Origin of the sequence: Providencia sp. PROV175, from assembly GCF_032707045.1 — a bacterium.
GTDB classification, from domain to species: Bacteria; Pseudomonadota; Gammaproteobacteria; order Enterobacterales; family Enterobacteriaceae; genus Providencia; species Providencia hangzhouensis.
Genome location: NZ_CP120533.1, coordinates 1,909,329 through 1,934,512 on the forward strand (window position 1 = coordinate 1,909,329; position 25,184 = coordinate 1,934,512).

22 protein-coding genes, 1 tRNA gene and 1 pseudogene are annotated in these 25,184 nt (G+C 38.9%); 10 read left to right on the plus strand and 14 right to left on the minus strand.

Annotated features, from left to right (window positions below; genetic code table 11):
• Positions 1-475: 475 nt before the first annotated feature.
• Positions 476-1,138 (minus strand): GntR family transcriptional regulator, encoded by a 663-nt coding sequence (locus P3L44_RS08330; RefSeq protein WP_004259949.1) that lies wholly within the window; start codon positions 1,136-1,138, stop codon positions 476-478.
• Positions 1,139-1,539: 401 nt separating this feature from the next.
• Here P3L44_RS08330 and P3L44_RS08335 point away from each other — a divergent pair, with 401 nt between their 5' ends.
• From P3L44_RS08335 to P3L44_RS08355, 5 genes are read left to right on the plus strand one after another with little or no spacing between them, the layout of a single operon-like run.
• A complete protein-coding gene (locus tag P3L44_RS08335) occupies positions 1,540-2,781 on the plus strand; it encodes an NRAMP family divalent metal transporter (protein ID WP_096864884.1) in 1,242 nt (413 codons plus the stop codon).
• 14 nt (positions 2,782-2,795) lie between these two features.
• Positions 2,796-3,575 (plus strand): LamB/YcsF family protein, encoded by a 780-nt coding sequence (locus P3L44_RS08340; RefSeq protein ID WP_140172567.1) that lies wholly within the window; start codon positions 2,796-2,798, stop codon positions 3,573-3,575.
• On the plus strand, positions 3,572-4,378 hold the full coding sequence (locus P3L44_RS08345; RefSeq protein WP_198633265.1) for a putative hydro-lyase: 807 nt from the start codon (positions 3,572-3,574) through the stop codon (positions 4,376-4,378). The genes P3L44_RS08340 and P3L44_RS08345 overlap by 4 nt, the downstream gene beginning before the upstream one ends.
• Positions 4,379-4,387: 9 nt before the next feature.
• Positions 4,388-5,992, plus strand: a complete 1,605-nt coding sequence (locus P3L44_RS08350) for a 5-oxoprolinase/urea amidolyase family protein (protein WP_140172565.1) — start codon at positions 4,388-4,390, stop codon at positions 5,990-5,992.
• Entirely contained in the window at positions 5,979-7,718 is a 1,740-nt protein-coding gene (locus P3L44_RS08355; protein WP_272662202.1) for an acetyl/propionyl/methylcrotonyl-CoA carboxylase subunit alpha, read from the plus strand. Before P3L44_RS08350 ends, P3L44_RS08355 begins: the two co-directional genes overlap by 14 nt.
• Before the next feature lie 41 nt (positions 7,719-7,759).
• On the opposite strand, the gene P3L44_RS08360 is transcribed toward P3L44_RS08355, so the two are convergent.
• Positions 7,760-8,029, minus strand: a complete 270-nt coding sequence (locus P3L44_RS08360; protein WP_004259979.1) for a hypothetical protein — start codon at positions 8,027-8,029, stop codon at positions 7,760-7,762.
• 403 nt (positions 8,030-8,432) lie between these two features.
• On the opposite strand from P3L44_RS08360, the gene P3L44_RS08365 reads away from it, so the two are divergent.
• Complete coding sequence (locus tag P3L44_RS08365; protein WP_140172564.1) at positions 8,433-8,975, plus strand: DUF924 family protein; 543 nt, start codon at positions 8,433-8,435, stop codon at positions 8,973-8,975.
• A 57-nt stretch (positions 8,976-9,032) separates the two neighbouring features.
• Here the strand turns inward: P3L44_RS08365 and P3L44_RS08370 are convergent, their stop codons facing one another.
• From P3L44_RS08370 to P3L44_RS08390, 5 genes are all read right to left on the minus strand, one after another.
• Positions 9,033-9,626, minus strand: a complete 594-nt coding sequence (locus tag P3L44_RS08370; RefSeq protein ID WP_140172563.1) for a molecular chaperone — start codon at positions 9,624-9,626, stop codon at positions 9,033-9,035.
• Positions 9,627-9,778: 152 nt separating this feature from the next.
• Positions 9,779-10,555, minus strand: coding sequence for a dimethyl sulfoxide reductase anchor subunit family protein (locus tag P3L44_RS08375; RefSeq protein ID WP_140172562.1), 777 nt, complete (start codon positions 10,553-10,555; stop codon positions 9,779-9,781).
• Position 10,556: 1 nt separating this feature from the next.
• On the minus strand, positions 10,557-11,174 hold the full coding sequence (locus P3L44_RS08380) for a DMSO/selenate family reductase complex B subunit (RefSeq protein ID WP_036958092.1): 618 nt from the start codon (positions 11,172-11,174) through the stop codon (positions 10,557-10,559).
• Positions 11,175-11,185: 11 nt separating this feature from the next.
• A complete protein-coding gene (locus P3L44_RS08385; protein WP_094962318.1) occupies positions 11,186-13,615 on the minus strand; it encodes a DMSO/selenate family reductase complex A subunit in 2,430 nt (809 codons plus the stop codon).
• A 301-nt stretch (positions 13,616-13,916) separates the two neighbouring features.
• Positions 13,917-15,167 (minus strand): mechanosensitive ion channel family protein, encoded by a 1,251-nt coding sequence (locus tag P3L44_RS08390; RefSeq protein WP_140172560.1) that lies wholly within the window; start codon positions 15,165-15,167, stop codon positions 13,917-13,919.
• 331 nt (positions 15,168-15,498) lie between these two features.
• On the opposite strand from P3L44_RS08390, the gene P3L44_RS08395 reads away from it, so the two are divergent.
• Entirely contained in the window at positions 15,499-16,023 is a 525-nt protein-coding gene (locus P3L44_RS08395) for an anti-virulence regulator CigR family protein (RefSeq protein ID WP_272662201.1), read from the plus strand.
• Positions 16,024-16,474: 451 nt separating this feature from the next.
• Positions 16,475-17,317 carry a D-amino-acid transaminase gene (locus P3L44_RS08400; RefSeq protein ID WP_140172558.1) on the plus strand — a complete coding sequence of 281 codons (843 nt, stop codon included), beginning with the start codon at positions 16,475-16,477 and terminating at the stop codon, positions 17,315-17,317.
• Positions 17,318-17,337: 20 nt separating this feature from the next.
• On the opposite strand, the gene P3L44_RS08405 is transcribed toward P3L44_RS08400, so the two are convergent.
• The 3 genes from P3L44_RS08405 to P3L44_RS08415 all read right to left on the minus strand — a co-directional run bounded on the left by P3L44_RS08405 (position 17,338) and on the right by P3L44_RS08415 (position 20,034).
• Positions 17,338-17,913, minus strand: a complete 576-nt coding sequence (locus P3L44_RS08405; RefSeq protein WP_004260017.1) for a cysteine hydrolase family protein — start codon at positions 17,911-17,913, stop codon at positions 17,338-17,340.
• Between the two features lie 95 nt (positions 17,914-18,008).
• Complete coding sequence (locus P3L44_RS08410; RefSeq protein ID WP_272662200.1) at positions 18,009-19,370, minus strand: sensor histidine kinase; 1,362 nt, start codon at positions 19,368-19,370, stop codon at positions 18,009-18,011.
• Entirely contained in the window at positions 19,360-20,034 is a 675-nt protein-coding gene (locus P3L44_RS08415) for a response regulator (protein WP_272662199.1), read from the minus strand. Before P3L44_RS08415 ends, P3L44_RS08410 begins: the two co-directional genes overlap by 11 nt.
• Positions 20,035-20,474: 440 nt before the next feature.
• Here P3L44_RS08415 and P3L44_RS08420 point away from each other — a divergent pair, with 440 nt between their 5' ends.
• Positions 20,475-21,275, plus strand: coding sequence for a MipA/OmpV family protein (locus tag P3L44_RS08420; RefSeq protein WP_272662198.1), 801 nt, complete (start codon positions 20,475-20,477; stop codon positions 21,273-21,275).
• Between the two features lie 65 nt (positions 21,276-21,340).
• Here the strand turns inward: P3L44_RS08420 and P3L44_RS08425 are convergent.
• Both P3L44_RS08425 and P3L44_RS08430 read right to left on the minus strand, forming a co-directional pair.
• Positions 21,341-21,961, minus strand: a pseudogene (locus P3L44_RS08425) (transposase).
• 98 nt (positions 21,962-22,059) lie between these two features.
• The gene (locus tag P3L44_RS08430) at positions 22,060-22,320 is read right to left on the minus strand and encodes a DinI-like family protein (protein WP_140172555.1); all 261 of its coding nucleotides are present in this window, start codon (positions 22,318-22,320) and stop codon (positions 22,060-22,062) included.
• A 221-nt stretch (positions 22,321-22,541) separates the two neighbouring features.
• Here P3L44_RS08430 and P3L44_RS08435 point away from each other — a divergent pair, with 221 nt between their 5' ends.
• A complete protein-coding gene (locus P3L44_RS08435) occupies positions 22,542-23,075 on the plus strand; it encodes a GNAT family N-acetyltransferase (RefSeq protein WP_272662197.1) in 534 nt (177 codons plus the stop codon).
• 234 nt (positions 23,076-23,309) lie between these two features.
• Here the strand turns inward: P3L44_RS08435 and P3L44_RS08440 are convergent.
• Positions 23,310-23,386 (minus strand) — tRNA-Pro (locus tag P3L44_RS08440).
• A gap of 73 nt (positions 23,387-23,459) precedes the next feature.
• Positions 23,460-25,175: an LPS biosynthesis-modulating metalloenzyme YejM gene (yejM, locus tag P3L44_RS08445; RefSeq protein ID WP_140172553.1), complete on the minus strand. Its 1,716-nt coding sequence runs from the start codon at positions 25,173-25,175 to the stop codon at positions 23,460-23,462.
• Positions 25,176-25,184: the final 9 nt, after the last annotated feature.

Genomic DNA, 25,184 nt, shown 5'->3' on the forward strand with positions numbered 1-25,184 from the left:
ATTAACTCGATAAATTTGAGTAATTTCAATATGTAATTTATATCAATATGTTTATTATGTTAAATTTAGATAGTAAAATAGCGATGCATGTTAAATGTTATGAATTTTTGTTAATAATCAGTAGATTTTAAGGTGAAGTTGTCATTTTAATTAAATGTAAGCAATTATTTTAAATTGTTAATGATATTGCTTTTTTGTTACTTATTTTTTCGCGAATAAAACTAGATAGAGTAAAAAATAACCTCTAAAAATAATCTTTTTATTGAAAAGTCAGCAGAATATAATTTTCTGTATAACTCATTCAATTTAATAAGTTAATAAAAAAAGAATTTAATTTGAGCTAATCATTATTAGAAGAATAGGAATTATTAAAATATCAAGGTATGACTATAAATGACCACCTACTAAAGTTTATGTAATGAAATTAGTAAGGGATGAGCGAGTTAAATAAGAAAACTATTAATATTAAAGCAACTCAAAGTGCAGATTGTTTCCGTTTAAATGCAGCGAGTAATGTGCGTTCAGAAAGGTCTAAGTAATCACGTAACATATTAGAGGCATCTAAATTTTGGCCAGAGTCTAATAATCTAAGAATAGAATGGTTTTTATCAATATAGGGAGCATATAAAATTTTAGGGTCATTAAGATGACCAAAGGCCAGCCGTAATTCAGCGGATACATTACGGTATAATTTAATTAAGCGTTCGCTGTCAGATAGCTCAACAATGGCAGTATGAAATTTCATATTTGCAGTTCCTACACCCACCCAATTTTCTGTCTTTTCATGTTCACGAGCTTCTTGAACAGCATCTTTCATTTTTTGAACTGATGGATGCAAGGCATATGCATGAGTTAGTGCATCACATTCAATGAGTCGGCGAACTTGATAAATATCGATAATGGCAGCCATATCAGGCACTGAGACAAATACGCCCTTATTTGGGGCATAAGTTAATAAACCTTCCTGTGTGAGTACGCGAAAAACTTCTCGCAATGTATTTCGAGAAATATCGAGTTCCTCACTTAATGCTGCTTCAGATAAGCGTTGACCTGGTGTGATCTCCCCAACTGTTATCTTATGGCGTATAACTTCTGCAATTGTGACAGATAAAGTTTGTGCAACAGGTTGTTTTTTCATAATAAAGGCTAATTTTAGTCTCAGGGGTGATAAGGCGTTATATTCACATATTCAAGTTATAGCAGCAAGTTTCCTTTCTCTTTTACTTATTCCATTCCATATTGCACAAGAATAGTGAAATTTAAATTTATTGCATCAATTTGGTGCAAATTGCTCGATAAACAATATGGTTTGTCAGCCAAAATTGTTAAAAAAGTGATCTCGTCTTGATTTTTAAACCAGCAATTACGATTTTTATTGATTGTTTATTCATCATTTAATACTAATTGTTCAACAATCCATTAAAAATGAATTAACAATACGGCTAACGAGTAGAACAATGGCACGATAATTGCCTTAGTGATTGTGACATCAACAACTACATCAATAATTAGAACAATAACTATTAGAGGAGTATTCATATGGCAGCTCAAGAAAGTGCACCAAGTACTGCTGAATATGTGAAAAGCCGCCGTTCATCACTGATAAGCGCAATCTTTTTAATGGCAACCTCAGCCATTGGGCCTGGGTTTATCACACAAACTGCGACTTTTACCGTGACATTAGGAGCCGCTTTTGCCTTCGGGATATTAGCGTCTATTGTGATTGACTTCATTGTGCAGCAAAACATATGGCGGGTTGTTACCCTGACTAAAATGCACTCATCCGAAATTGCGAATGCCACAATTCCTGGGAGTGGCTATTTATTAGCGATATTAGTTATTTTTGGCGGGCTAATATTTAATGTTGGCAATATAGCTGGTGCAGGTTTAGGGCTTAATGCGTTAGTCGGATTAGACCCGAAATGGGGCGGTTTGATTAGTGCATTATTGGCAATTTATATTTTTTCCTCTCGTAAGGCTAGCACCTTTATCGATAGGTTAATCATTGGATTAGGTGTAGTGATGATTGGCTTAACTTTATTTGTCGCTATCGCATCAAACCCACCTGTTGGGGAAGCATTACGTCAGAGCGTATTACCTGACACAGTTGATTTTGCCATGATAACCACTATTGTTGGGGGCACTGTTGGGGGATATATCTGTTATGCAGGCGCTCATCGCTTATTGGATAAAGGCGCAGTAGGTATTGAAAACATTAAAGTTGTTTCTAGCGCAGCCACAAAAGGCATCTTAGTTGTTGGGTTGATGCGTTACATTTTGTTCTTGGCTATCTTAGGTGTGGTAGCCAGTGGTGTGACTATTGATATTTCAGGGCATGCTGCAAACCCTGCATCTCAAGCATTTCAGGCTGCCGCTGGTAATTTTGGTTTACGTATTTTTGGTTTAATTCTATGGGCTGCTGCACTCACCAGTGTGATTGGTGCAGCGTATACCTCAATGAGCTTCTTAACGGCATTTAAGTCCTCTATTACAGAAAGGCAGCGTAATGTTGCAACTATTATATTCATCGCAGTTTCTCTGATTGTTTATTTATCCATGGGAACAGCCCCCGCTGCATTATTAGTTTTTGCTGGTGGTTTCAATGGGTTAATTTTACCTATTGGTTTAACTTTATTTGTTTATATCGGCTGGAAGCGCTCAGATTTAATGTCGGGTTACCATTATCCACGTTGGTTATTATGGTCAGGTGTCGTGACATGTGCGCTAACTTGGTATATGGGCGCGATGTCTGTCGGTGCAATCTTTAATTATCTGAAATAACTCAAGGAGTAGCCATGAAAAAGCAAATTGATTTAAATAGCGACCTTGGGGAGAGTTTTGGACAATGGGAAATGGGCAATGATACCGCCATTCTTCCCGTTGTTAGTAGCGCGAACATTGCCTGCGGTTTTCATGCAGGCTCACCTGAAGGGATATTAAAAACTCTTAAAGCGGCGAAGGAAAATGGTGTTGCTGTTGGTGCTCATGTTGGTTATCCCGACTTAGTGGGATTTGGTCGACGTAATATGGATATTGCATCGAGTGAATTAACCGCAGACGTGATTTATCAAATTGGTGCATTACAAGGGTTAGCAACCGCAGCAGGGACACAAGTTTTATATGTTAAGCCTCATGGTGCACTGTATAACACGATTGCTCATGATAAACGCCAAGCAATGGCCGTTATTGATGCGATATTAACTATTGATAAGCAATTGATATTAGTGGCATTAGCAGGGTCACCATTAATTGAGTGGGCAAGAGAATGTGGCTTAAATGTGGTCGCAGAAGCTTTTGCTGATAGAGCTTATAACAGTGATGGCACATTAGTATCTCGAAAATTAGCTGGTTCAGTATTACATGACCCACAGATAGTTGCAGACCGCATGTTGCAGCTGGTCATGGAAGGCGGTGTGATGTCAATTGATGGAAAATTTACACCTGTTGATGCGGGGTCAATTTGTGTTCATGGCGATAGCCCTGGTGCTCTTGAAATGGCAAAACAGGTGCGTGCCGTACTAGAAAAACAAGGTATTGAAATTTATGGTTTTGCTCACAAAGGAGACCACGAATGACACAGCTAATGAAGGCATCACTGCAGGCCATTGAAGCCGCTCGCCTTGCACGCCAAGCTATCCGTGAGGGATATGACAAACCGACAGCAGGCCTTGCTCCGGGTATGACTCAAGCCAACATGATTGCGTTGCCACGTGACTGGGCATTTGACTTCTTATTATACGCTCAGCGTAACCCAAAGAGCTGCCCTGTTCTTGATGTATGTGAGGCAGGGAGCTGGCAAACGGTCTTAGCTGAAGGCGCTGATTTACGTACTGATATTCCACGTTACCGTGTGTGGGAGAAAGGACAGCTAGTAGATGAAATTACGGATGCGACAGAAATTTATCAGCAACATCCGGATTTAGTAACTTTTTTAATTGGTTGTAGCTTTACATTCGAAACGCCAATGATTGAAGCGGGTATTGATGTACGGCATATCACGGATAAATCCAATGTTCCTATGTATAAAACCAATCGCTTATGTCGTCCAGCAGGGCGCTTACAAGGTGAATTAGTGGTTTCAATGCGACCAATACCCGCACACCGCGTTGCTGATGCAGTAAGTATCACTGGTCGGTTTCCCGCAGTGCATGGCACTCCTGTTCATATTGGTGCGCCAGAACAATTAGGTATTGCTGACATTATGCAGCCTGACTTCGGTGATGCGGTTCGTATTGAAGAGGGCGAAATTCCCGTTTTTTGGGCTTGCGGTGTAACGCCTCAAGCGGCAGTAATGAAATCTGGGGTTCCATTCGCATTAAGCCATGCACCCGGTTACATGTTTATTACGGATGTACCTGATGCCGCATATCACATATAGAGGTGCCAATTGAGATTTTTACCCGTCAATTTAAGTGCTTTTATGGTGGAGTTGGAAAGTCTTGAACAAACAATGGCATTGACTGATTCTTTAACAGAAATGCCCATTTATGGGATTGATGAAATAACACCAGCAGCAAGGACTATTTTAATTCGTTACAACCCGTTCAGGATTGATGTAAATGAGTTGGTTGAAAAAATATCGGTTAGGGATGTGTCGAGAAGAGTTGGTAAGGCCAGTAAATTGGTCACTATCCCTGTTCATTACAATGGAGAGGATCTTTCGGATGTTGCAGCGCATTTAGGGATATCCACTGCAGAAGTGATACGTCGTCACACAGAAAATGAATTTCAGGTTGCATTTAGCGGTTTTGCTCCGGGTTTTGGTTACATGGTGTCGAAAGGCGCTAATCTGAATGTTCCAAGGCGTCAATCACCAAGAGTGCGTATCCCTGCGGGATCTGTTGCCTTAGCCGGGGAGTTTAGCAGTGTTTATCCACAAGCTAGCCCAGGGGGATGGCAGTTAATCGGTGTGACTGAGCTATTAATGTGGGATATCAATCGGCCAGAACCCGCACTCGTTCAGGCAGGCATGCGGGTAAACTTTGTTGATGCAACAAAAAGCCAGATTAGCTATAGCTTGCCAACTAAAGTAAGTATTGAAAAAAATGCTGAGAATGTCAGTGCTGATTTAACCGTTTTAGCGACAGGATTACAGGTTTTATTTCAAGATTTAGGGCGTATTGGCCAATCAGCATTAGGTATTTCAGAATCTGGCAGTATGGATAAATCGGCATTGCGTAGTGCAAACCGTATTGTGGGGAATAAATCAGACTCCGCCGTTTTAGAGATAACGCAAGGTGGGTTCAAGGCACAAGTGCACAAAGACCTTATTGTTGCAGTGACTGGTGCGCCTTGTTCTATTGAGGTTATTACGAAAGAACACCAACAATATCAAGTTAATACTTATCAACCGATTCATTTAGCAAAAGGCGACACCATTAAATTAAGCCGTCCGAACAAAGGTGTACGTAGTTATTTCGCTGTGCGGGGTGGTTTTAATATTGAACCTATTTTATCGAGTTGCTCGTTTGATACGCTGGCGCAAGTTGGCCCAGCCCCAATCAAGGTAGGTCAAACATTAACGGTTAGTACTAATTCGTCTCCATTAGCCGTTTCATTAAATGAGACACCTGCTTTTGATTACCCAGCAGAAAATGATGTTGTGGTTTTGGATGTGATATTGGGACCTCGAACGGATTGGTTTACAAAACAAACCGTTGGCCAACTAACAAAGCAATTATGGCAAGTCACTGCGTCATCAAATCGAATAGGCCTGCGCTTATCTAGTGAAAAACCGTTAGAGCGCGAACAACTACAGGAGCTACCGAGTGAAGGAACTTGCATTGGGGCTATTCAAGTGCCAGCAAATGGCCAGCCCGTTTTGTTTCTCAATGACCACCCTTTAACTGGCGGTTATCCCGTCATTGGCGCGGTATGTGAATACCATTTGGATTTAGCAGGGCAAATCCCTGTGAATGCCAAAATACGTTTTAATCCACTTGGTGAATTTAAAGTATTACAAGGGAGCCATTGTGCTTATGAAAATGAATAACAACAAAAAACATAAAGTATTGATTGCTAATCGAGGCGAAATTGCAGTTCGTATTATCCGTGCATGTCGTGATTATGGTTTCCAGTCTGTTGCGGTTTATGCGGACAGTGACATTGAAGCTCTCCACGTCAAAATGGCTGATGAAGCCTACGGGCTTGGGGGAAACTCGCCAGCAGAAAGTTATTTAAATATTGAAAAGTTGATTAGTATCGCTCAGCAGTCTGGTTCAACTATGGTGCATCCGGGGTATGGTTTTTTATCTGAACGCGCTGAATTTGCGCGTGCAGTTGAAGCCGCAGGGTTAATCTGGATTGGGCCTAGCGCAAACAGCATTGATATACTAGGGGATAAGGTTCAAGCTCGCCATATTGCAATGCAAGTCGGTGCACCGCTAGTGGTTGGTACAAAAGACCCTGTGAATAGTGCACAAGAAGTACTGGAATTTGCTCATCAACATGGTTTACCTATTGCCATTAAAGCGGCATTTGGTGGTGGTGGCCGAGGGCTAAAAGTAGCTTGGCAACTCCATGAAGTTGAAGAACTTTATCATTCAGCTGTGCGCGAAGCTACTGCGGCATTTGGCCGAGGTGAATGTTTTATTGAACAATTTTTGCATAACCCTCGGCACATTGAAGCCCAAGTTATTGCAGATACGCATGGTAATGTGCTGGTGGTGGGAACACGTGACTGTTCACTACAACGGCGTAATCAAAAACTGGTTGAAGAGTCACCAGCCCCTTTTTTATCTGAGAACCAACAACAGCAAATTGTCCAAGCCTCAACGGATATTTGCCGCAAAGCGGGCTATGTGGGAGCAGGAACCGTTGAATTTTTGCTAAGCCAAGATGGAACGCTGTCATTTTTAGAAGTGAATACGCGCTTACAGGTTGAACACCCAGTCACAGAGGAAACCGCAGGGATTGACTTAGTGATTGAGCAGCTACGTATTGCGGAAGGTTTACCTTTAAGTATTAATGAGATGCCGACTCCTCGAGGGCATGCGTTTGAATTTCGTATTAATGCCGAAGATGCTGGGAATGGTTTTTTACCGACCCCCGGCACTATTACTGTTTTTGATGCACCAACGGGGCCGGGAGTCCGTGTTGATAGTGGCGTAACGGCAGGGACAACAATACCGGGTACCTTTGATTCATTAATGGCCAAATTAATTGTCGTGGGGAGTACACGAGAACAAGCTATTTTGCGTGCACGTCGAGCACTGGCAGAATTTAATATTGAAGGTGTTGCATCCGTATTACCATTCCATCGTGCAGTAATAGAACAAGCTGATTTTTGTGATAATTTTAGCGTACATACGCGTTGGATAGAGACTGAATTTAATGTGGAAATTCCACCAGCAAAACGGCAAATTCCATTATCGGATCCTGCGATGACTCGTACTTTTATTGAAATTGATGGGAAGCGTTGTGAGCTAGGTTTGCCCACTCAACTTTTTTCTGGTTTCTCAGTCAATAATTCAGCGGCATCCCATTCAGCCCCTCAATTAGTTGATAATCCTGATGCGGTCAACGCACCTATTTCCGGGATATTATTTAACTGGCTGATCCCTCAAGGAAATAACGTTTCTGAAGGGGATGTAATTGGTGTAATGGAAGCCATGAAAATGGAAGTGCAAATTGTTGCACACCGAGCAGGAACGTTGAAGTATTGCGCTACTAAAGGGGATTTTGTTGAAGCAGAAAGCCCAATAGCTGAAATTATTTAGTTTGATGCCAATTAAGTTTGAGCTAAAGGAGTTAGCTCAAACTAACGGGAAATTCGCTCTGGCAGCGTTCTTAGAGGAAGATGAGGCGCAGGAATAGCATGTTTTTCTTCAGCGGTCATTTCATTGCTATCGCGGTAAACCTCACCACAGAGAAAGTAGAGATTCGGTCGTTTTGATTCTAGGTATTTTTTTCGGCTCATGCATTGTTCTTGTGTAAAAATAGTTTCAGTCACCGGTAATGCATCGCATGAATCCGTACCACAAGGGCTAACCCATAACGCCCAACCAATGAGTACCATATGTCCTGCCATTTACATTGCCTTCCTTAATAAGAACCAATATGAACCGCTGAAAGTGATGACTGCAAGTAACTATCTAATTCACATACGCATTATAGGTTAAATTCTAACATTGAGTTAACCAAATGTATGCATTTAGGCATGATGAATTGTTTCATTCACACTAAAAAGCAAATCGTTATAAATTAAAAAGTTGGGAATTATCATAAGTAGAAAATAAATGATTTGATAATAAATAAAGTAGTATATTGTTAAAATTACACTATCAATATTGCATGTTTTTTTGGTGTCAGATCGCAAAAAAACAAAATAATTATCTACAAACAGCCGATATTAGAGCTCAAGCCTGTCAATTAAGGCTATTTTTAACTAGGATTATGACAACCTCTAATAAGAAAATAGATAGGAATAAATCATGAATGCCATGGAAGAAGTGCTTTCATTTTGGTTTGAGGAATCGACACCAAAACAATGGTTTGAAAAAAGCGCTAAGTTTGATTTGACGATAGCACAACGGTTTGCTCATATCTGTGAACGTGCAGCTAAGGGAGAATTAGCTTATTGGCGGGCATCTATTCGTGGACGTTTAGCGGAAATTATTGTTCTAGACCAGTTTTCACGTAACTTATGGCGTGATACACCACGGTCTTTTGCTCAAGATGGGATGGCTTTAGCATTAGCGCAAGAGGCGATTAAGCAACATGATTATAACCTTCTGACGCCGTCACAGCGCAAGTTTGTTTTAATGCCATTTATGCACTCTGAATCCAGTTTTATACATTTACAGGCGGTTGAGCTATTTCGCATGCTGGGTGATGACGGTACATTAGATTTTGAAATGAGACATAAAGCGATCATTGATAAATTTGGCCGTTATCCTCACCGTAATGAAATTTTAGGTCGGCCATCAACACAAGAAGAAATTGCATTTTTACAAGAGCCAAACTCTTCTTTTTAGACTAAAACCAAATGAGCCCATATTTTGTTTAACTAGCTCATTTGGTTTAGTTTTTATTTAGCGAAATAATTCGGCCCTGACTGGCGATAATTCTAATTTCAATTGTAGTGACTTGAGATAAATTTCAGTGATCTGTGCAAGGCTAGGGTAAAAAGTGGACTCTGTTTTGCTTTGCTGCACTAGCTCTAAATAACGATACGCCCAAGGTAACAAATGTTGCTCAAATAGAGCAATAACAGCGCTGTCGTCCTCTTGCTCTGCTAACGCAGAAACTGCCATCATCATTAAGCCAAATTGGTCTTCAGGTTCACGGACTCCAGTATCAGTGACTAAACCTTTCGTTTGCAAAAAGTCGCGATAAGCCGCAGTTGACTCACCCATAACAGTATTATCATGCTCTAAGTACACAGAGCCCCAAGGCGGAGCAGGCATACTGCCTTGTCCTTCGAATAAGATGGAATAATCATAAGAGATATCATCAGGTTGTGTTTGTGACAACGAAGTACAAATAGCCTGAATTTTCTCTGGGTTATCCCATGTACATAACTGTGGTAGTTCACCCAAGACAGAGTAAACGTTACGTAAAGTGTCCGATTGCGGAGGGTAGTAGAAAAACGCACCAAGGATGCGGATCATTGTCGTGTCAATCATATTATTTTATCCGTCTTATTTCGCGCTAAAGCATGACATCATTTTTTAATTTCCTGCTACTGTATCAATGCAGGTGGTGTTGAAGATATCTAAACAAAGAACCCCAAATGGGGTTCTTTTATGAAACACTATAACATAGTAATAACAATGCCTTACATGGTTATTTGCCACAAATTATAGAATGCAATGCGGCCAGCCAGTTCAGCTAATAATACTGCGGCGGCACAAGTTGCTAATGTCGCTTTTGGTGCGCGGTGCTTTAACGCCATACCAACGAAAGCAGCTAAAGCAATAGCTAAAACAACAACTTGGAAGCCCCAGAAGCCTGTTTGTTCACCGCTAAGAGCGGGACCTGTTTCTGCTAAAAAGGCTTGATAACCCGCACGGCTTGCAAAAATAGCAAAAGTACCAATTAAGAACGAAGCAATACCTAAGCCACGAGCACCGATTGCAATGGCGAGCGCACCGCCACCGACTAACATCGTCATCCACATTTGCAGTGTGGTATAACCGGTGTCCCAGTTAGCAATAGTGGCGATGTTGTACACTTGAGGTATTGACCAAACAAATGCAAGTCCTGACACTACCGCGGCAATATTAGCCAGTTCACGTAATAACGTATGTTTGAAAAACAGCGTAAAAAATAACGTTGCAGCAGCGCATCCAACAAATACGCCACTCAAGAACGCTTCATTACTCATTGGCGAACGGCCTACACCCAGTAGCATATTAAAGAAGCGTAGTGGCTGGCCAACGTGTAACCCACCGATACCTAAACCTATTATCATAATGATAAAGGCCACGATATTGGCAGTTTTTAGCTGATTATCGTCAATAGAACCCATTCTACGGCTAATATAAGCGAGTAAGTAAAGCCCAGCAGCGGACTGTCCTAAGACGGTGAAAAAAACGAGTGGTAATTCATGCATCTTACACCTCCGCAGGGTTTTTTAATTCGCCACTTTTATCGCCAAATGGCTTCGCATCTTTATGTGGTTTGATGACAATATTCGGGTTCGTCAGGCTTGGGTCTGGCATTGGAGCAATGCCACACTCTGTGCCGTGTAACTCACGAAGAACATTAATATCATCAAAATCTAAAGCACGCTGCGGGCAAGATTCAACACAAACAGGTTTCATCCCTTTTGCGACGCGCTCATAGCAGCCGTCGCATTTACTCATTAGTTTCTTCTTCTCATCAAATTGTGGGGCGCCATACGGGCAGCGCAACTCACAATAACGGCAACCGACACAAATAGATTGGTCAACCACGACTAAACCATCTTCTTCTCGTTTATGCATTGCACCGGTTGGGCAACCCGCGACACAAGTCGGGTTTGAACAATGGTTACATGAAATAGAAAGATAGTAACTAAAGACATTTTGCTGCCAAATACCATCTTGTTTTTGCCAACTACCGCCACCGAACTCGTAGACACGACGGAATTTTGGGCCTAAATCTAAATCTTTTTCATCCTTACAACTGACTTGGCATGTTTTACAGCCAGTGCATTTTGTGGAGTCAAAGTAAAAGCCATATTGTTTCATCATTCAACTCCTTAAGCGCGTTTAACTTCAACAAGGTTAGTATGTTGTGGGGTACCTTTAGCCAATGGCGAAGGAACATGCGAAGTTAGTGTATTGATACAACCACCGACATCTAGCCCATCATTATTAAGAGTACGCCATGCACCTTGTGGAACGGCGATAACACCGGGTAATACACGCTCTGTCACTTTCACTTTAATTTGAATACGACCACGATCATTAAATATTTCAGCCATATCACCATTATTCAAGCCGCGTTGCTGGGCATCGACTGGGTTGAGCCAAAACTGATGTGGAATGGCTTCACGTAGCATAGCAACATTGTAATATGATGAATGCACATGGCCTTTATCATGAAAGCCCGTCATTAATAGCGGATGCTTTTGTTGGCTTGCTTGAGCTTCAACACCTTCTTTATTTACGCAATATTCGGGAATGGCAGGAATACGTTGACCTTCTGGTAACTCCCAATTTTTAACACGCTCAGCTAGTTGTTCTGAATAGATTTCCACTTTACCTGACGGCGTTTTCAATGGGTTATTGATTGGGTCATCACGGAATTTCTTCAATGCAATATTTTCTGAACTGTTCAGGAACTTACGGTCGATAATACCCGCACCGTCGGTTTCGCTGAATTCAGGTAAATGAGGCATTTTTTCACGTGTTTTGTTATAACAGAACTCAATCCATTCGGCGTAGGTACGGCCTTCGGTGAATTGTTCTTTTACACCCATTTTTTCAGCAATTTCTGCTAACACATCGTAATTAGGGCGATTTTCCCACAGTGGCTCAATGGCATTTTGTAGGCGAACTAAATAATGATACGCACCACTTGCATAGGAGTTATTGATTAAATCGTTGGTTTCTACAGTTGTGACATCCGGTAACAATAAGTCTGCATATTTTGCGGATGGCGTATCATGGTTATCCCACACTAAAATGAATTCACATTTTGACTCATCAGCCAGTATTTCATGGGTTTTGTTTAAGTCGCCATGTTGGTTACCAATGACATTACTGGAGTAACACCACATAAACTTGATGTCGTTATTGAGTTTATCGACACCTTTAATACCACCGTTCTCTGCGGTTAATTCTTTCCCACGAACAATAGCTTCTGACCACATATAAGTTGGGATCAAGGCTTTGACTGGGTTAGGTAAAGCAAAACCTGCAACAGGATAAGCGTAGCTGTTACCCCACAGCCCAGTGTTAGTTCCTGCACGACCAATGTTCCCAGACATCAACGGTAACATCATAATAGAACGACAAGCTTGCTCGCCATTCTCTGTGCGCTGTAAGCCCCAGCCTTGTGAGATCCATGCTCTATTTGCATTACCGATTTCACGTGCAAGTTGTTTAATACGTGCGACTGAGATACCCGTTAATTTGCTCGCCCACTCAGGGGTTTTTGCGATGCCATCAGGGCCATTACCTAAAATATAATCTTTATATGATGCATTGCGTGGTGCAGAAGCAGGTAAGGTAGACTCATCCCAACCAACACAATAGTTGTTTAGGAATTCTTCGTCAGTCAGGCCTTCTTCAATCATGACATAACCGAGAGCAGCAACTAATGCAGCGTCAGTACCTGGGTAAATAGGTATCCATTCTGCGCCAAGCGTTGTGACGCTATCAGTGCGACGCGGGTCAATGATAATAACTTTTGCTTTGCTTTTATCTAACGCATTGAGGGTTTCGTAAAATTGACCGCCCCCAGACATACGCGTTTCAGCAAGGTTGTGACCAAACATGACGACTAAATCTGAGTTTTGGATTTCAGATAAATAGGATTCTTCAATACTGCCATATACGTAAGGCGTGATTTCCATTAATTGCGCATATGAATATGTGCCATAATCACCCAAGAAACCACCGGTTAAGCTTAATAAACGTTTACAAGCAGCACGGCCGTGTAAGTTTGCGCCTGTTGAGCCCGAGCCATATTGATAGTAAATGGCATCACTTCCATATTTATCAATAGTATACTGCAGTTTTTCGGCGATAATGGTTGTTGCCTCATCCCATGAGATCTTTTTAAATTTACCTTCACCGCGTTTACCAACTCGTACCATTGGGTATTTTAAACGGTCTGGGTTATAGGTTTTCCAGCGCACTGAACGGCCACGCAAACATGGGCGTATTTGGTGTTCACCTAACGTTGAGTCGTCATACATTGTTTCATTGGAAATGCGGCTGATAACACCATCTTTCACATGAACTTTTAATGGACAGCGGCTACCACAGTTTACTAAGCATGCGCTATAGCTGATTTTTTCGCTGACTTCGTCAGGCATGATCGCTGGTGTTTTTGCTTGAGCAGCAAAAGGAAGAGTGATTGAGCCAGCAACAGCAGCGACACCCGCAACGGTTGCAGAGGTTTGTATAAACTCCCTCCTGCTCAGTTCTCCAAATTGAGTATTTATTTTATTTTTATGCATTGACATTGCCTATATGTAAATAACAACATTACTTTCTTGTTTTATATGTTAAAAAAAGTTTCTGTTGAGTTACATGACTTACATCAATGTTATCCCTGATAAGATAAATGTATTTATTTAATTTATAAGGATTTTTTTGTTCGCTATAACATAGATTAGTTCTATTTCTATTAACTATCGAAGTATTAATTATTATATAACGATTGGGTCAAAAGTAAGGAAAAAGAGGGATATCTCCCTCTTTGAAATACTACTTTAGGTGTAGATGGATAAGAAAATTTAACTAATCACTTAGTATTAATTATTTTTCTGGGGAATAGCCTATCATCCTAACATCATTTCCGGTAGGTGATTGATGTACCATCAGATTAAATTGCGGAAGGATGGAAAAGATATGGTCAAAAATGTCTGACTGTATTCTTTCATACTCCACCCATACGGTTGTATTCGTAAATGCATATATTTCGATTGGGATACCATTTGAGTCAGATTCTAGCTGTCTGACCATAATCGTCATATTTTTGTGAATATTAGGGTGTGATTTTAAATAAGCTTCAATGTAAGCGCGGAAAGTCCCTATATTTGTCAGACGACGTTGATTTAAAGGGATTGCTTTATCATCAGGTAGGCTAGAATTAAAGACTTGAATCTCAGATATTTTTTGCTCTATATAGGGCTCAAGTAAATTTGCTTTAATGCAGTACGCTATTTCTTCAGATGTTAAAAAATGCACACTGCTAGCATCTAAGCGGACACTACGCTTAATTCGGCGTCCACCAGATTCTGTCATTCCTTTCCAGTTTTTGAAGGAATCAGAAATAAGTGCATAGGTAGGAATAGTGGTTACTGTGTTATCCCAATTACGGACTTTTACCGTAGTTAAACCAATATCAACCACAGCGCCATCAGCACCGTATTTAGGCATTTCTAACCAATCGCCAATGTTAACCATATTGTTGGCTGAAAGTTGTATTCCAGCAACTAACCCCATAATAGGGTCTTTGAACACTAGCATCATGACAGCGGTCATTGCACCAAGACCGCTGAGAATAATCAGAGGCGATTTGCCTATTAATAGCGCAATAATCATGATGCCAATTAGAATTGTGGCAATCAGTTTAAGACTTTGAAATATTCCTCTAAGAGGTAAATGCGCGGTTTTGGCTGCACGTTGGAGTACACCAAGTATAATATCAAGAACGGAGTAAAGGGTAAGTAAGCCAAATAATAGGCACCAAGCCTGTGAGCCGACCTTTAGAACGGCTTGTGTAGTCGAGCCTGAATGTAACCATAGCGTAGCTTGGATATTGACAACAACACCTTGTATAACAAATGCAAAGCGATTAAAAAGATTATGTTGAGTTATTAAATGAATCCAAGTTCCTGCACTTTTTTGCCCGCTTTTTTCGAGTTGAGGAAGTAATATTTTATGCAGAATTAAGTGTAATACGCAGGCGACGATTAGGATTAAACCGAGCACCATAAGTAAAGAGGCGAGGTTAGCGTAATCTTGGTTGAACTGACGTACCCAGTCTAGCAGTTGCTGCTGCATGGTTTCTCCTTCTTGAGGGTGTTAGGAACAATGGTTTATAAAAATATTCGATAGTTTAAAGACCTTATCATATTCACAATGAAAATTCATGGCGAACAATATTAAACTCCGTCTTAATTCTTATTGTTAGTTCTAAGTATTGTGCGGTATATGAATGCAATATTAATGACAATAAAGGTCATTATAAAGGAGCGGGTTCGTTAATTTGGCTAGTTATGTAACATTTACATAACATTACATGTGATAAGGATTTTCTGATTGTGAGTCTTCATAACTAAGCATAATGTTCTACAAACTTCCTAATGTTATATTAACTTTGCAGGAATTTATTATGAGCGTATTTAAAAAGCCGACTTATTCTGTTCTTTTGCAGTATATCTTATTACCCGTTATTGCCTGCACTCCATTTCTCGCTAATTCATCTCCTAATGGCAATCAAGGCCAAGGGAATGGTAAAGGAAATCAACAAATTCATGGAAACAAAGGAAATCAGAATAAAGATAAATCGAATAAAGGGAATGGCAATCAACAGCTAAAATATGCCAAAGCAAGTGAATATTACGATAAGAAACGAGGTTCTAATGTTAGTTTTAATGTGAGTTTTGGTAATGTAAGGCCTTTGGCCATTGAATATGGTTTGACGGGCTATCAAGGGTTGCCGCCAGGCATTGAAAAGCAAGTTGGTCGGGGTAAACCGCTTCCTCCAGGTATTGCCAAAAAAGCGTTACCTTCAGCTTTTTTAGCTCAATTACCCGTTTATGTCGGGTATGAATGGAAAATCAGTGGCCAAGATCTTGTCTTGGTTGCGATAGGAACAGCGATAGTCGCAGAAATTATTGAAAATGTTTTCGAATAAAAAAACGACCTTGATTTCAAGGTCGTTGTGCAAAATAAATGCAATTAACGCTAATGATTAGGTAACTAAAAGGTTTGATTGACTAAAAAATGATTAACTCGCTTACATAAAACGTTTAGACAGTAATTCAACAACTTCTTGCACACTGCTGATAAATTTTTTGATGCTGTTCATCGATAACTCCAAATTAAAATGTGATCCAGATCACGTGAGAGCATTTTAGCCATTAACATGTTAATGTCAAGTTAATATTAAAAATAATTTTAAATATTAAATTATTTTTTAAAAGAATGTCTGGCACTTGTTTTTGACTGCAAGTTGTTACCACAAGACATGCAAAAATCCATAAATGGGCACAAAAAGTGTGAAGAATTGAAAGGTAATTTTTATAATATGGTGTATGGTTAATCAGAGGTTAGGTAATGATTTGATTGATAAAGGAATATAACTCATGATTGCTTATGTGAACGGCCAGTTTTTACCTGAAGAAGACGCATCAGTATCTGTTTTTGACCGTGGGTTTCTATTTGCGGATGCAGTATATGAAGTGACAGCAATAATTAACGGTAAGCTCGTTGACTTTGATCGTCATATGGCTCGTTTACAGCGTTCTTGTGCTGAATTACAGTTATCACTACCTTATGATTTAGCTGAATTAAAACAAATTCATCTTCAATTAGTTCAGAAAAATAATATCGAAGAAGGGCTTGTATATCTTCAGTTGACTCGTGGTAATGCACACCAACGCAGTTTTTTATATCCGGATAAACAGACGAAGCCAACATTAGTCTTATTTGCACAAAAGACACAGATTGTTGAAAATGAAAAATCAAAATATGGAATAAAAGTCGTCACTGTAGATGATATTCGTTGGCAGCGTTGTGATATTAAAACAGTTGCTTTATTAGCAGCTTCGATGGCAAAAGAATACGCTAAACAGCAAGGTGCAGACGACGCTATATTTGTTAAAAACGGCTATATTACTGAAGGAAGTTCCAGTAATTGTTTTATTATTAACCAACAAAACCAAATACAAACACGGGGGTTAAATAATGAAATATTGTCAGGTATTACTCGCCAAGCGATATTACAACTTGCTAGAGAACAACAAATAGACATTGTTGAAAAGCCATTTAGTGTTGATGAAATGTTAGAAGCCAAGGAAGTCTTTATTACCTCGGCGACAACATTAGTTTGGCCAGTTATTATGGCGAATAACCAATTCATTGGGGAAGGTAAGCCGGGGAAACTAGCTATCCGGCTACGAGAGATATACTTGCAAAAATTAAAATAATCACATGAGATATCTAAATGTTATTTTAATTGCATAAATTCTTTAACTGAAGAAATGGTTACCATGCCATCCAATGCCTGAATACTTTGCTGGTGGAGTTCTGGCGTTGGAGCGGCACATAAATCCTCAAGTACTGTAACAAAATACCCTAAATCATGAGCCTGTCTAGCAGTGCTTTGAATGGCCTTTACGGTACTAACTCCGCCAATAAACAACTCGGTAATATCATTATCGGTAAGCCATTTATGGAAATGATTTCCTGCAAATGCAGAAACCCCTTTTTTAATCATTACTGGGTCACGAAATGCCACTTCAAGGTCATGAGCCCAATGACACCCAGTGCCACTTAATTTTAAGGCTCCAAGTTTTTTAGCTTGCTGAAACATAGGGGAGCCAGCAGGAACATCGTGATAATTGTCTGAAAACCCAACCTTAACCCAAATCACTGGAATATGATGGTTTCTTGCATATTGTGCCGCTTGATTAGCTTTTTCAACAATTTTTCGTGAGCAAGTTTGCTGGTAACTTGAATTAGATAAGCCATTTTTACCAATTATCTCTTCAATGAGATCAATAATTACTAATGCCTTGGACATTATTGCCTCTTTTAGGTGTAAGTATATTAACGTATAACAGCGTATACTATCTGGAAAAAAGCGTGATTGCTGTTAACTCAATAACATTATTCGATTTAGGGTAAGTCAATAATAAAACCAATACCTTGATTGTCTAATCCATCAGTAACTCTAATTACAGCACCGATTTTATGGGCTAAATTCTGGGCGATTGATAAACCTAAACCGCTTCCGGTTTCCATTGTTCCAGGTACTCGATAAAAGCGAGAAAATATAAGCTGGCGATTGTCTTCTGGAATTCCTCGGCCGTTATCTTGAACAGAAATAGTCCCACCAAATGGGGTAAGGTCTTTTAAAATGACCTTGATTTTCCCTTTTTCAGGGCAATATTTAATCGCATTTTCAAGCAGATTAGTAAAAATATTACGTAATGCGAGTTTATCTGTGAGGATATAAAAAGATTTTGGGCTTTGGAGTTCGACATCAATATCTTTGTTAATGGCGTAAGGTATGTGTGAAGATATTAAATGGCTGATTAATGCAGGCAGGTCAATTTGTTCTTTATTTAACAAGAAATCTTCAGTTTCTAAACGAGCTAGGTCAATTAATTGATGTGATAGAGAGGCCGCACGATTTAAAGTTTCTTGCATATCATTAATAATTTCGCCTTTTTCTTTTGGATTATCAATTTGCATTAACAAATGCAATTGAGCAATAACAGCCGCAATCGGCGTCCGTAATTCATGTGCGGCGTCTGCCATGAAGCGCTTTTCACGTTGATTCGCAGCATCAACACGAGACATAAGGTTATTTATTGCTGCAATAATAGGCCGAATTTCTTTATATTGCTCTTTTGTTTCTATAGGAGTTAAATTACCCGGCTGACGGCTGGAAATGAGTTTTGCTGATTGTCTTAAAGGCCGCAAACTAAAATAAGCGGTAATTAAAATTGCTAGCAACATAATACCTAAAATGAAAGCGAGGGGGATGGCTGTGCCTTCGGCTGGATTACCTAATAAGGATTTACGATCACTATAAGATTCAGCAATGACAACCTCAAAGGTTTTTTGATCATTCCATGCAGAAGTAAAGTGCCAGTCTTTATGTAATGCAGCGAGCTCAGAAACGGATTTAAGCGAAGGAACATGTAATTTGTCACTGTTCCGGTAATAGACATTCCCTTGTTTATCTCTGACAACCATAAAAGGCAGATAACTAATATTATCGCCACTTTCCATTGCGCTAGAATAAAGTTCTTGTAGGTTATCGGCTATTTTATTGAAATATTCAGGTTTATCAGCAACCACATTAAGTGTTTTAGCAAACCCTTGAGTGACGATATTCTGTTGTGCATTTAACTCATCATGAATTGATGGCCAATAAAAAAACTGGAGCCAGCCAACTAATAATAACCAAAGAAAAATAACGGAACTGATTTGTAGCCCGAATGTATAAATAAAAAATGATTTAACTTTCACTTAGTGGCACTTCTTTTTTTAATAAATAACCAATGCCACGGATAGTAATTATACGGTCTTTACCTATCTTTCGGCGTAAATTATGAATATGAACCTCTAAAGAGTTACTTTCTACATCATCCAATCCAAATAGACGCTGCTCTAAATCCGTTTTTCTGACAACATTATCTGCATTTTTTATTAATTCATAGAGTGATAGGTATTCTTTCCCGGATAGCAGTAGCAATTGCTCATTAAGGGTTACTTGATGATTAAGTGGATTTAATTGCAGGTTACCCAATTGCCATATTTCAGATGAAAAACCAGCCATACGGCGACTAACCGCTTTTACTCGAGAAATAAGCTCAGGCATAGCAAATGGTTTTGTTAAAAAGTCATCAGCGCCTGAATCTAAACTAGAAACTAAGTTATCCATTTGATTTCTTGCTGTAAGAATGATGATTGGGATCGTTTCTCCCATATTACGCCAAGCTATGAGCTCGTCATGACCATCGCCATCAGGTAAGCCCAAATCTAAGAGCATTAGGTCAAAATTGCGAGATGCGAGTTGTAATTTTGCATCAGCAAGTAGCCTTACCCAACAAGGATTAAAACCTGCAAGTTCCAGCCCACGACATAGCGCTTTTCCCAATTGAAGATCATCTTCGACTAATAAGATATTCATATTATCACCTCTGCTAACAAGTATAAGCAGTCAATTTAGAACAGACAATAAATTAATACACGATATAAAAAAAATTAATTATTTCTTAAGCTTGATTTAACTGATTTTTAAGGTACAAAACATCTAACTCTTTATTATTGTCGTACTTATTTATAACTGAATAAAGAATACAGAATATGAAGCTATCCTATATAGACTCACTCGGATTTATTTTAATTATTTTAATTGCATTCATGTTTATTGGGGATAATTTCACAAGAACACAAGATAAAACGCTTGTTAACTTTAAGTATACTGAAATAGTGAGATGTCAGGAGGCGAGAAGATGTATTTTAGATAATGAAGTGTCAAAGGAAAAAAATAACAAGTTTGATCTAATGAAAAATATTAAAGAATTTCTTCGAAAAAAAATTATTAAATAAAAGAGCGTAATAACTAATATGAATAAAAAGATAAAAACATTTATACTGGCTACAATAGCTTTACCATACAGCTATGCTTCTGCGAATGAGAGTATAGTTAATCTTGGTGTAGGAGTATCAGTAGCTCCGGTATATGAAGGTTCTAAAAAATATCAAATTGGACCTAGTGTTGAAGCAACATATGCGTATATTAGTGATGATTATGGTATGTTTAGTGTTGGTTTAGAAGGATTAGCATGGGGGGTTAGCTTAACGGAAAATTTAACATTTTTTAGTTCGTTTGGATATGATTTTGGTCGAGATGAAGAAATTGGATTATTAGGTAACAAAAATAAAGATTTGAAAGGAATGGGGGATTTAGATGGTTCTCCATTGGTTGGTTTTGCTTTATCTTATAATCTTGATAATTATGAATTCTATGTTTCAACAGATATTGCAACAGCAGAAAGGGAATATGGAGGGCGTAAAGTTGGTAGGGCTGTTTCTGTAATATTAGGCGCCAATGCAATGTATGAAATTAATGAAAATTGGTATATTGATTATAATATAGCGACTGTTTGGGCAAATGAGTCATATAACCAAATTTATTTTGGGGTTACTAAACAACAAGCTAAAAAATCCAAATTTGCAGAATATGATGCAGGTGCAGGTTTTAAAGATGTGAATAGCTCACTCATACTGAATTATAAGGTTTATGAAAATATGACATTATATACAGGTGTAGGAGTCTATCATTTAGTAGGTGATGCTGGTAATAGTACGTTAACTGAACGCCAAACAGGGTTTACTGGAATGACAGGAGTTAGTTATACTTTTTAAGCAAAAAATTACTAGCCATATTCGATAATTTAACTCTGTAAATAATTCTGTGTATTTGCCTTTCATTAAATGTGGCCGTCTAGGCGGTCACCGAACTCAATAATAAGACGACTCATTGCCTGTTTCCAGTTTTGAATTGGCATACTCCATTTTTTAGAGGCTGATTCAATCGCTAAATAAATCGCTTTTCGTACAGAACCATCGTTGGGGAAGACCTTACGTTTATTAATGGCATGACGGATAACGTTATTGAGCGACTCAATAATATTGGTTGTATAAATGATTTTGCGGATTTCATCAGGGGAAGCAAAAAACGTATTTAAATTCTCCCAATGCGCGTATCAACTTTTCTTGAACGTAGCAACGATTTCACGAATGGTCATCCCTTTTGCATAGAAGGGTAAATTTGGCTGCCAATTTGAGTGATGTGAGTTTGATTTTTTCTGATCTGCTGAGGTTCAAAACTGCCTTCAAACTCACTATCGGTGAGTAATATTTTAGATGAATAACCGTTGCGTGTATTAGAGCCTGTTTTAGCGCTATTTTTCTCATATCCCAAATGTTCATTTAATTTAGTATTTAATGTCGTTTCAACGGTTAACTTGATTAACATTCGAGTGAATTGATTTAGGTTGGCTTCAGTTTTAATCCCTTTTGCAAAAGGCTTTTAGTTTTTTCTCATCTATAATATTGTCTACTTTGTTGTTAGATTTAACATATCAAAAGTAGACAAATATACAATTTAAATTACAGGCTCATAAGTTTATTCCTTTCTAGAAACGTATTATTCTACTTGTTCTTCTTCTGGGACCCAACCATCATCCATCCAGATCTCTTCCAGTATTTCTTCAATACGCGTTTTATCCTCCGCTATTTTTGTACCTGAGATATTCACGCGTTGTTGTGAACTAAACCCAACCCGCGTTACCATGTCCGGGTATTGGTTTTGAAGTTTGCGTAAAATCTCAGTTTCAAGTGCTTGCAAAACAACTGAGCTCGGTTTTTGTGGAGCATTCTTATCAAATAAAACTTCGATACGTAACATGATAGCCTCTAATAAGAACTGTGTTTATATACAGTATTTTTAGAACTATTAGGTAAAAAAGTCAATATAGAGGCAAAAATATTTTTATCAGTGAATTAAGTGGAAAACTAATATTTAGACAAAACAGTAGGTTAATATTATTAGTGCTCGATAAGTAATTGTCAGAAAGTTTAAAATAGCTATTCTAAAAAATATATTTTATGAAAGTGAGTAACGATTAAATGTTATATGGTTTAAGAGTTTCAAGTGAAGATCGCCAAACGGTAGCAATGATTAACCAGTTGTATGACACAGCTTTTCCATTATATGAACAAAGAAGCTACCAAGGAAGAGAAGCAATATTAAATCATAGTGATTATTATTTGTTCAGCTTCAAAGAAAATGACATTTTTATTGGTTTTATTGGGTGTTGGAAAATCGAAGATTATTATTACATCGAACATCTTGCTATTTCTCCTGTATTAAGAGGGCAAGGTTATGGGCAAAAGGTATTAAAACAGTTTTGTCATGATGTAGGTAAAGTGATCCTAGAAATTGACCCTATTATTGATGATGTGAGCCAAAAGCGTTGGTCTTTTTATCGACATTGCGGTTTTCAGCAAAACGAATACGCACACGCACATCCAAGTTATTACCCTGGAAATAAGCCACATAAGCTTAGGGTATTAAGTTATCCAGAAGCGATAGCAGAAGAAGTCTATCAGCAATTTAATCACGCCTTACAAACGCTTGTGATGAATAAAGCGCTATTATAGTTCCTTATGTAGATGGTTTTAATCAAGTTTATAGCAATAGATAAGTACCGGGTCATTATCATCTAAATTTTCAATGTAGCCACTAGGAATAAAGCCAGCTTTAATTAAGAAGTGTTGAGTGGCTGTATTCGACTGATTTGTAGAAGTGAAAGTTTTTGGGGGACCCCATTTTACCCACCTAAAATTTAGATACAAAAAAACCAACCGTAACAGGTTGGTTTTTCTATAAAAAGTTGGTCGGCATGATAGGATTTGAACCTACGACCCCCGACACCCCATGACGGTGCGCTACCAAGCTGCGCTACATGCCGAACTTTGATTAATACTACTCAATTTGCTTCTAAAAGCAATAGACTTATGATGCGACTGGTTGATATTTAAGCACTAATTTTCATTAAAACGCTTTAATTCAGTAAAGATTTTCAACAACTCAGCCAAATCAGGTTTTTCATTTCGTTCTATGGCACCTTGTTTATCGTAGATATTAAACTGGCCATTTTGATCCATGTAGAGGGTGGCATTATCTGTGGTAATGACAACATCGTCGTTGTCACCCGTGATTACCCATGGGTAAGTACGTTTAACACTAAATAAATCTTCACCTTGGCTGTAATCATCAGGTGGATTACTGACATGTAATAAACGCTGCATCAGTGTTGTCATCACATCTTGATGGCTTGTTAGCTTATCTATCTGCTGTGCAGGTGTGTTTGGCCAATAAATAAACAGTGGTACCTGCATATTATCACGGTTGAAGCGTTTACCATCTAACCATTCGTTTTCTGCTTTTCCTTGGTTATTGTAATTTGCCGTCACAATAACAATGGTATTTTGCAAGCGATTATCACGTTGTAATGCGGCCATTACGCGATTGATTTGTTCATTCGTTTTTGCACTTCCAGGTGTTCCTTTAATATTCAGGAAAGAGAACCAAGGCGAGCCGTTCTTAAGGTTATCTAGCCAGTTATTCCACTGTGTAACGGTTAAGTTGTCATTATCTGCAGTTTTTGCAGGTAATGAGTAATCAGCTAAAATAGCTTGTCTGAATAATGGAGAATTAAAGCCATCTGTTGAGAATAAACCAAACTGATACCCTTGATGTTGTAAGGCTTCAATTAGCGCTGATGGGTGGCGGCCATTGAGAATATTATCGAAATAAGTCGATGAAATACCATAGAATAGGCCAAATAGCGCAGTATCGTTACGTAGCCCAGTCGTGTAGTGATTCGTAAACTGCGTACTGATTTCTTTAAATTCGTTTAACGCCCCCATAGAATCTTGTTGAGATTTATCCCCTAGATCATCAATGACCAACAATAATAAGTTGTAATCAGCGCCTTGGTCATAATAACTTAAAGGTTTCAATGGGTAGTTTAATTTAAGTGCCGTTGGGCTACCTTGTTGGAATACACGATTTTGATGTTCGGTTAAGTCTAATAGACCATACCTATCAAGTAGCTTGCGAGCTGTCATGGGTTGCGACAATGGATAATTGTAGCGTTGCATGGTGATAGGGCGATAAAAATTAGCGTCGGCCCATGCATACATCAGATGTGACATAATAAAAGTCACAATAAAAATAGCCGCCAGAGGTTTGCCGAATGTTTGGCGGTTTAAACTACGTAGTTTTTGCCAACTCCAAGTCGCAAATAACATTTCAACAAGAAAGATAATGGGAATACTGATAAACATCAGTTGCCACTCACGAGCCATTTCCCCCTTAGTTGGGTTGATGACCAAGTCCCAAACTTGCGGTGTTAAATGCAAACCGAATTGACTAAAAACACGGATATCAAAGATTAATAGTGTTATTCCTGCCGTTGCAAGGGCAACACAAAGTAGCCTCAGCAACCGCTGAGACATAACAATAAAGGTCAGTGGAAAAATAATTAGCAAGTAAGTCGCAAAGACCACAAAACTAAAGTGACCTAACCAACTGACGAAAGCATAAATTCGGCCAGTTAAGGTATCTGGCCAATCAAAAATAAACAGATAGCTGCTACTTAACACGAGGCTAAGCAGTATATTGAATAGTGCAAACCAGTGCCCCCAACCAATCATGTTAGAGACTTTGTCACGGTAGCGCAGGTGGGTGACCATACTGTTTAT

What these genes read in the sequence shown, in the direction of transcription:
- P3L44_RS08395 (WP_272662201.1), top strand. Translation starts at nt 15,499, where the DNA reads ATGAGCGTATTTAAAAAGCCGACTTATTCTGTTCTTTTGCAGTATATC.
- yejM (WP_140172553.1), bottom strand. Translation starts at nt 25,175, where the DNA reads ATGGTCACCCACCTGCGCTACCGTGACAAAGTCTCTAACATGATTGGT.
- P3L44_RS08405 (WP_004260017.1), bottom strand. Translation starts at nt 17,913, where the DNA reads ATGTCCAAGGCATTAGTAATTATTGATCTCATTGAAGAGATAATTGGT.
- P3L44_RS08400 (WP_140172558.1), top strand. Translation starts at nt 16,475, where the DNA reads ATGATTGCTTATGTGAACGGCCAGTTTTTACCTGAAGAAGACGCATCA.
- P3L44_RS08370 (WP_140172563.1), bottom strand. Translation starts at nt 9,626, where the DNA reads ATGATTGACACGACAATGATCCGCATCCTTGGTGCGTTTTTCTACTAC.
- P3L44_RS08330 (WP_004259949.1), bottom strand. Translation starts at nt 1,138, where the DNA reads ATGAAAAAACAACCTGTTGCACAAACTTTATCTGTCACAATTGCAGAA.
- P3L44_RS08380 (WP_036958092.1), bottom strand. Translation starts at nt 11,174, where the DNA reads ATGAAACAATATGGCTTTTACTTTGACTCCACAAAATGCACTGGCTGT.
- P3L44_RS08335 (WP_096864884.1), top strand. Translation starts at nt 1,540, where the DNA reads ATGGCAGCTCAAGAAAGTGCACCAAGTACTGCTGAATATGTGAAAAGC.
- P3L44_RS08365 (WP_140172564.1), top strand. Translation starts at nt 8,433, where the DNA reads ATGAATGCCATGGAAGAAGTGCTTTCATTTTGGTTTGAGGAATCGACA.
- P3L44_RS08345 (WP_198633265.1), top strand. Translation starts at nt 3,572, where the DNA reads ATGACACAGCTAATGAAGGCATCACTGCAGGCCATTGAAGCCGCTCGC.
- P3L44_RS08430 (WP_140172555.1), bottom strand. Translation starts at nt 22,320, where the DNA reads ATGTTACGTATCGAAGTTTTATTTGATAAGAATGCTCCACAAAAACCG.
- P3L44_RS08415 (WP_272662199.1), bottom strand. Translation starts at nt 20,034, where the DNA reads ATGAATATCTTATTAGTCGAAGATGATCTTCAATTGGGAAAAGCGCTA.
- P3L44_RS08375 (WP_140172562.1), bottom strand. Translation starts at nt 10,555, where the DNA reads ATGCATGAATTACCACTCGTTTTTTTCACCGTCTTAGGACAGTCCGCT.
- P3L44_RS08435 (WP_272662197.1), top strand. Translation starts at nt 22,542, where the DNA reads ATGTTATATGGTTTAAGAGTTTCAAGTGAAGATCGCCAAACGGTAGCA.
- P3L44_RS08355 (WP_272662202.1), top strand. Translation starts at nt 5,979, where the DNA reads ATGAAAATGAATAACAACAAAAAACATAAAGTATTGATTGCTAATCGA.
- P3L44_RS08340 (WP_140172567.1), top strand. Translation starts at nt 2,796, where the DNA reads ATGAAAAAGCAAATTGATTTAAATAGCGACCTTGGGGAGAGTTTTGGA.
- P3L44_RS08360 (WP_004259979.1), bottom strand. Translation starts at nt 8,029, where the DNA reads ATGGCAGGACATATGGTACTCATTGGTTGGGCGTTATGGGTTAGCCCT.
- P3L44_RS08390 (WP_140172560.1), bottom strand. Translation starts at nt 15,167, where the DNA reads ATGCAGCAGCAACTGCTAGACTGGGTACGTCAGTTCAACCAAGATTAC.
- P3L44_RS08385 (WP_094962318.1), bottom strand. Translation starts at nt 13,615, where the DNA reads ATGCATAAAAATAAAATAAATACTCAATTTGGAGAACTGAGCAGGAGG.
- P3L44_RS08420 (WP_272662198.1), top strand. Translation starts at nt 20,475, where the DNA reads ATGAATAAAAAGATAAAAACATTTATACTGGCTACAATAGCTTTACCA.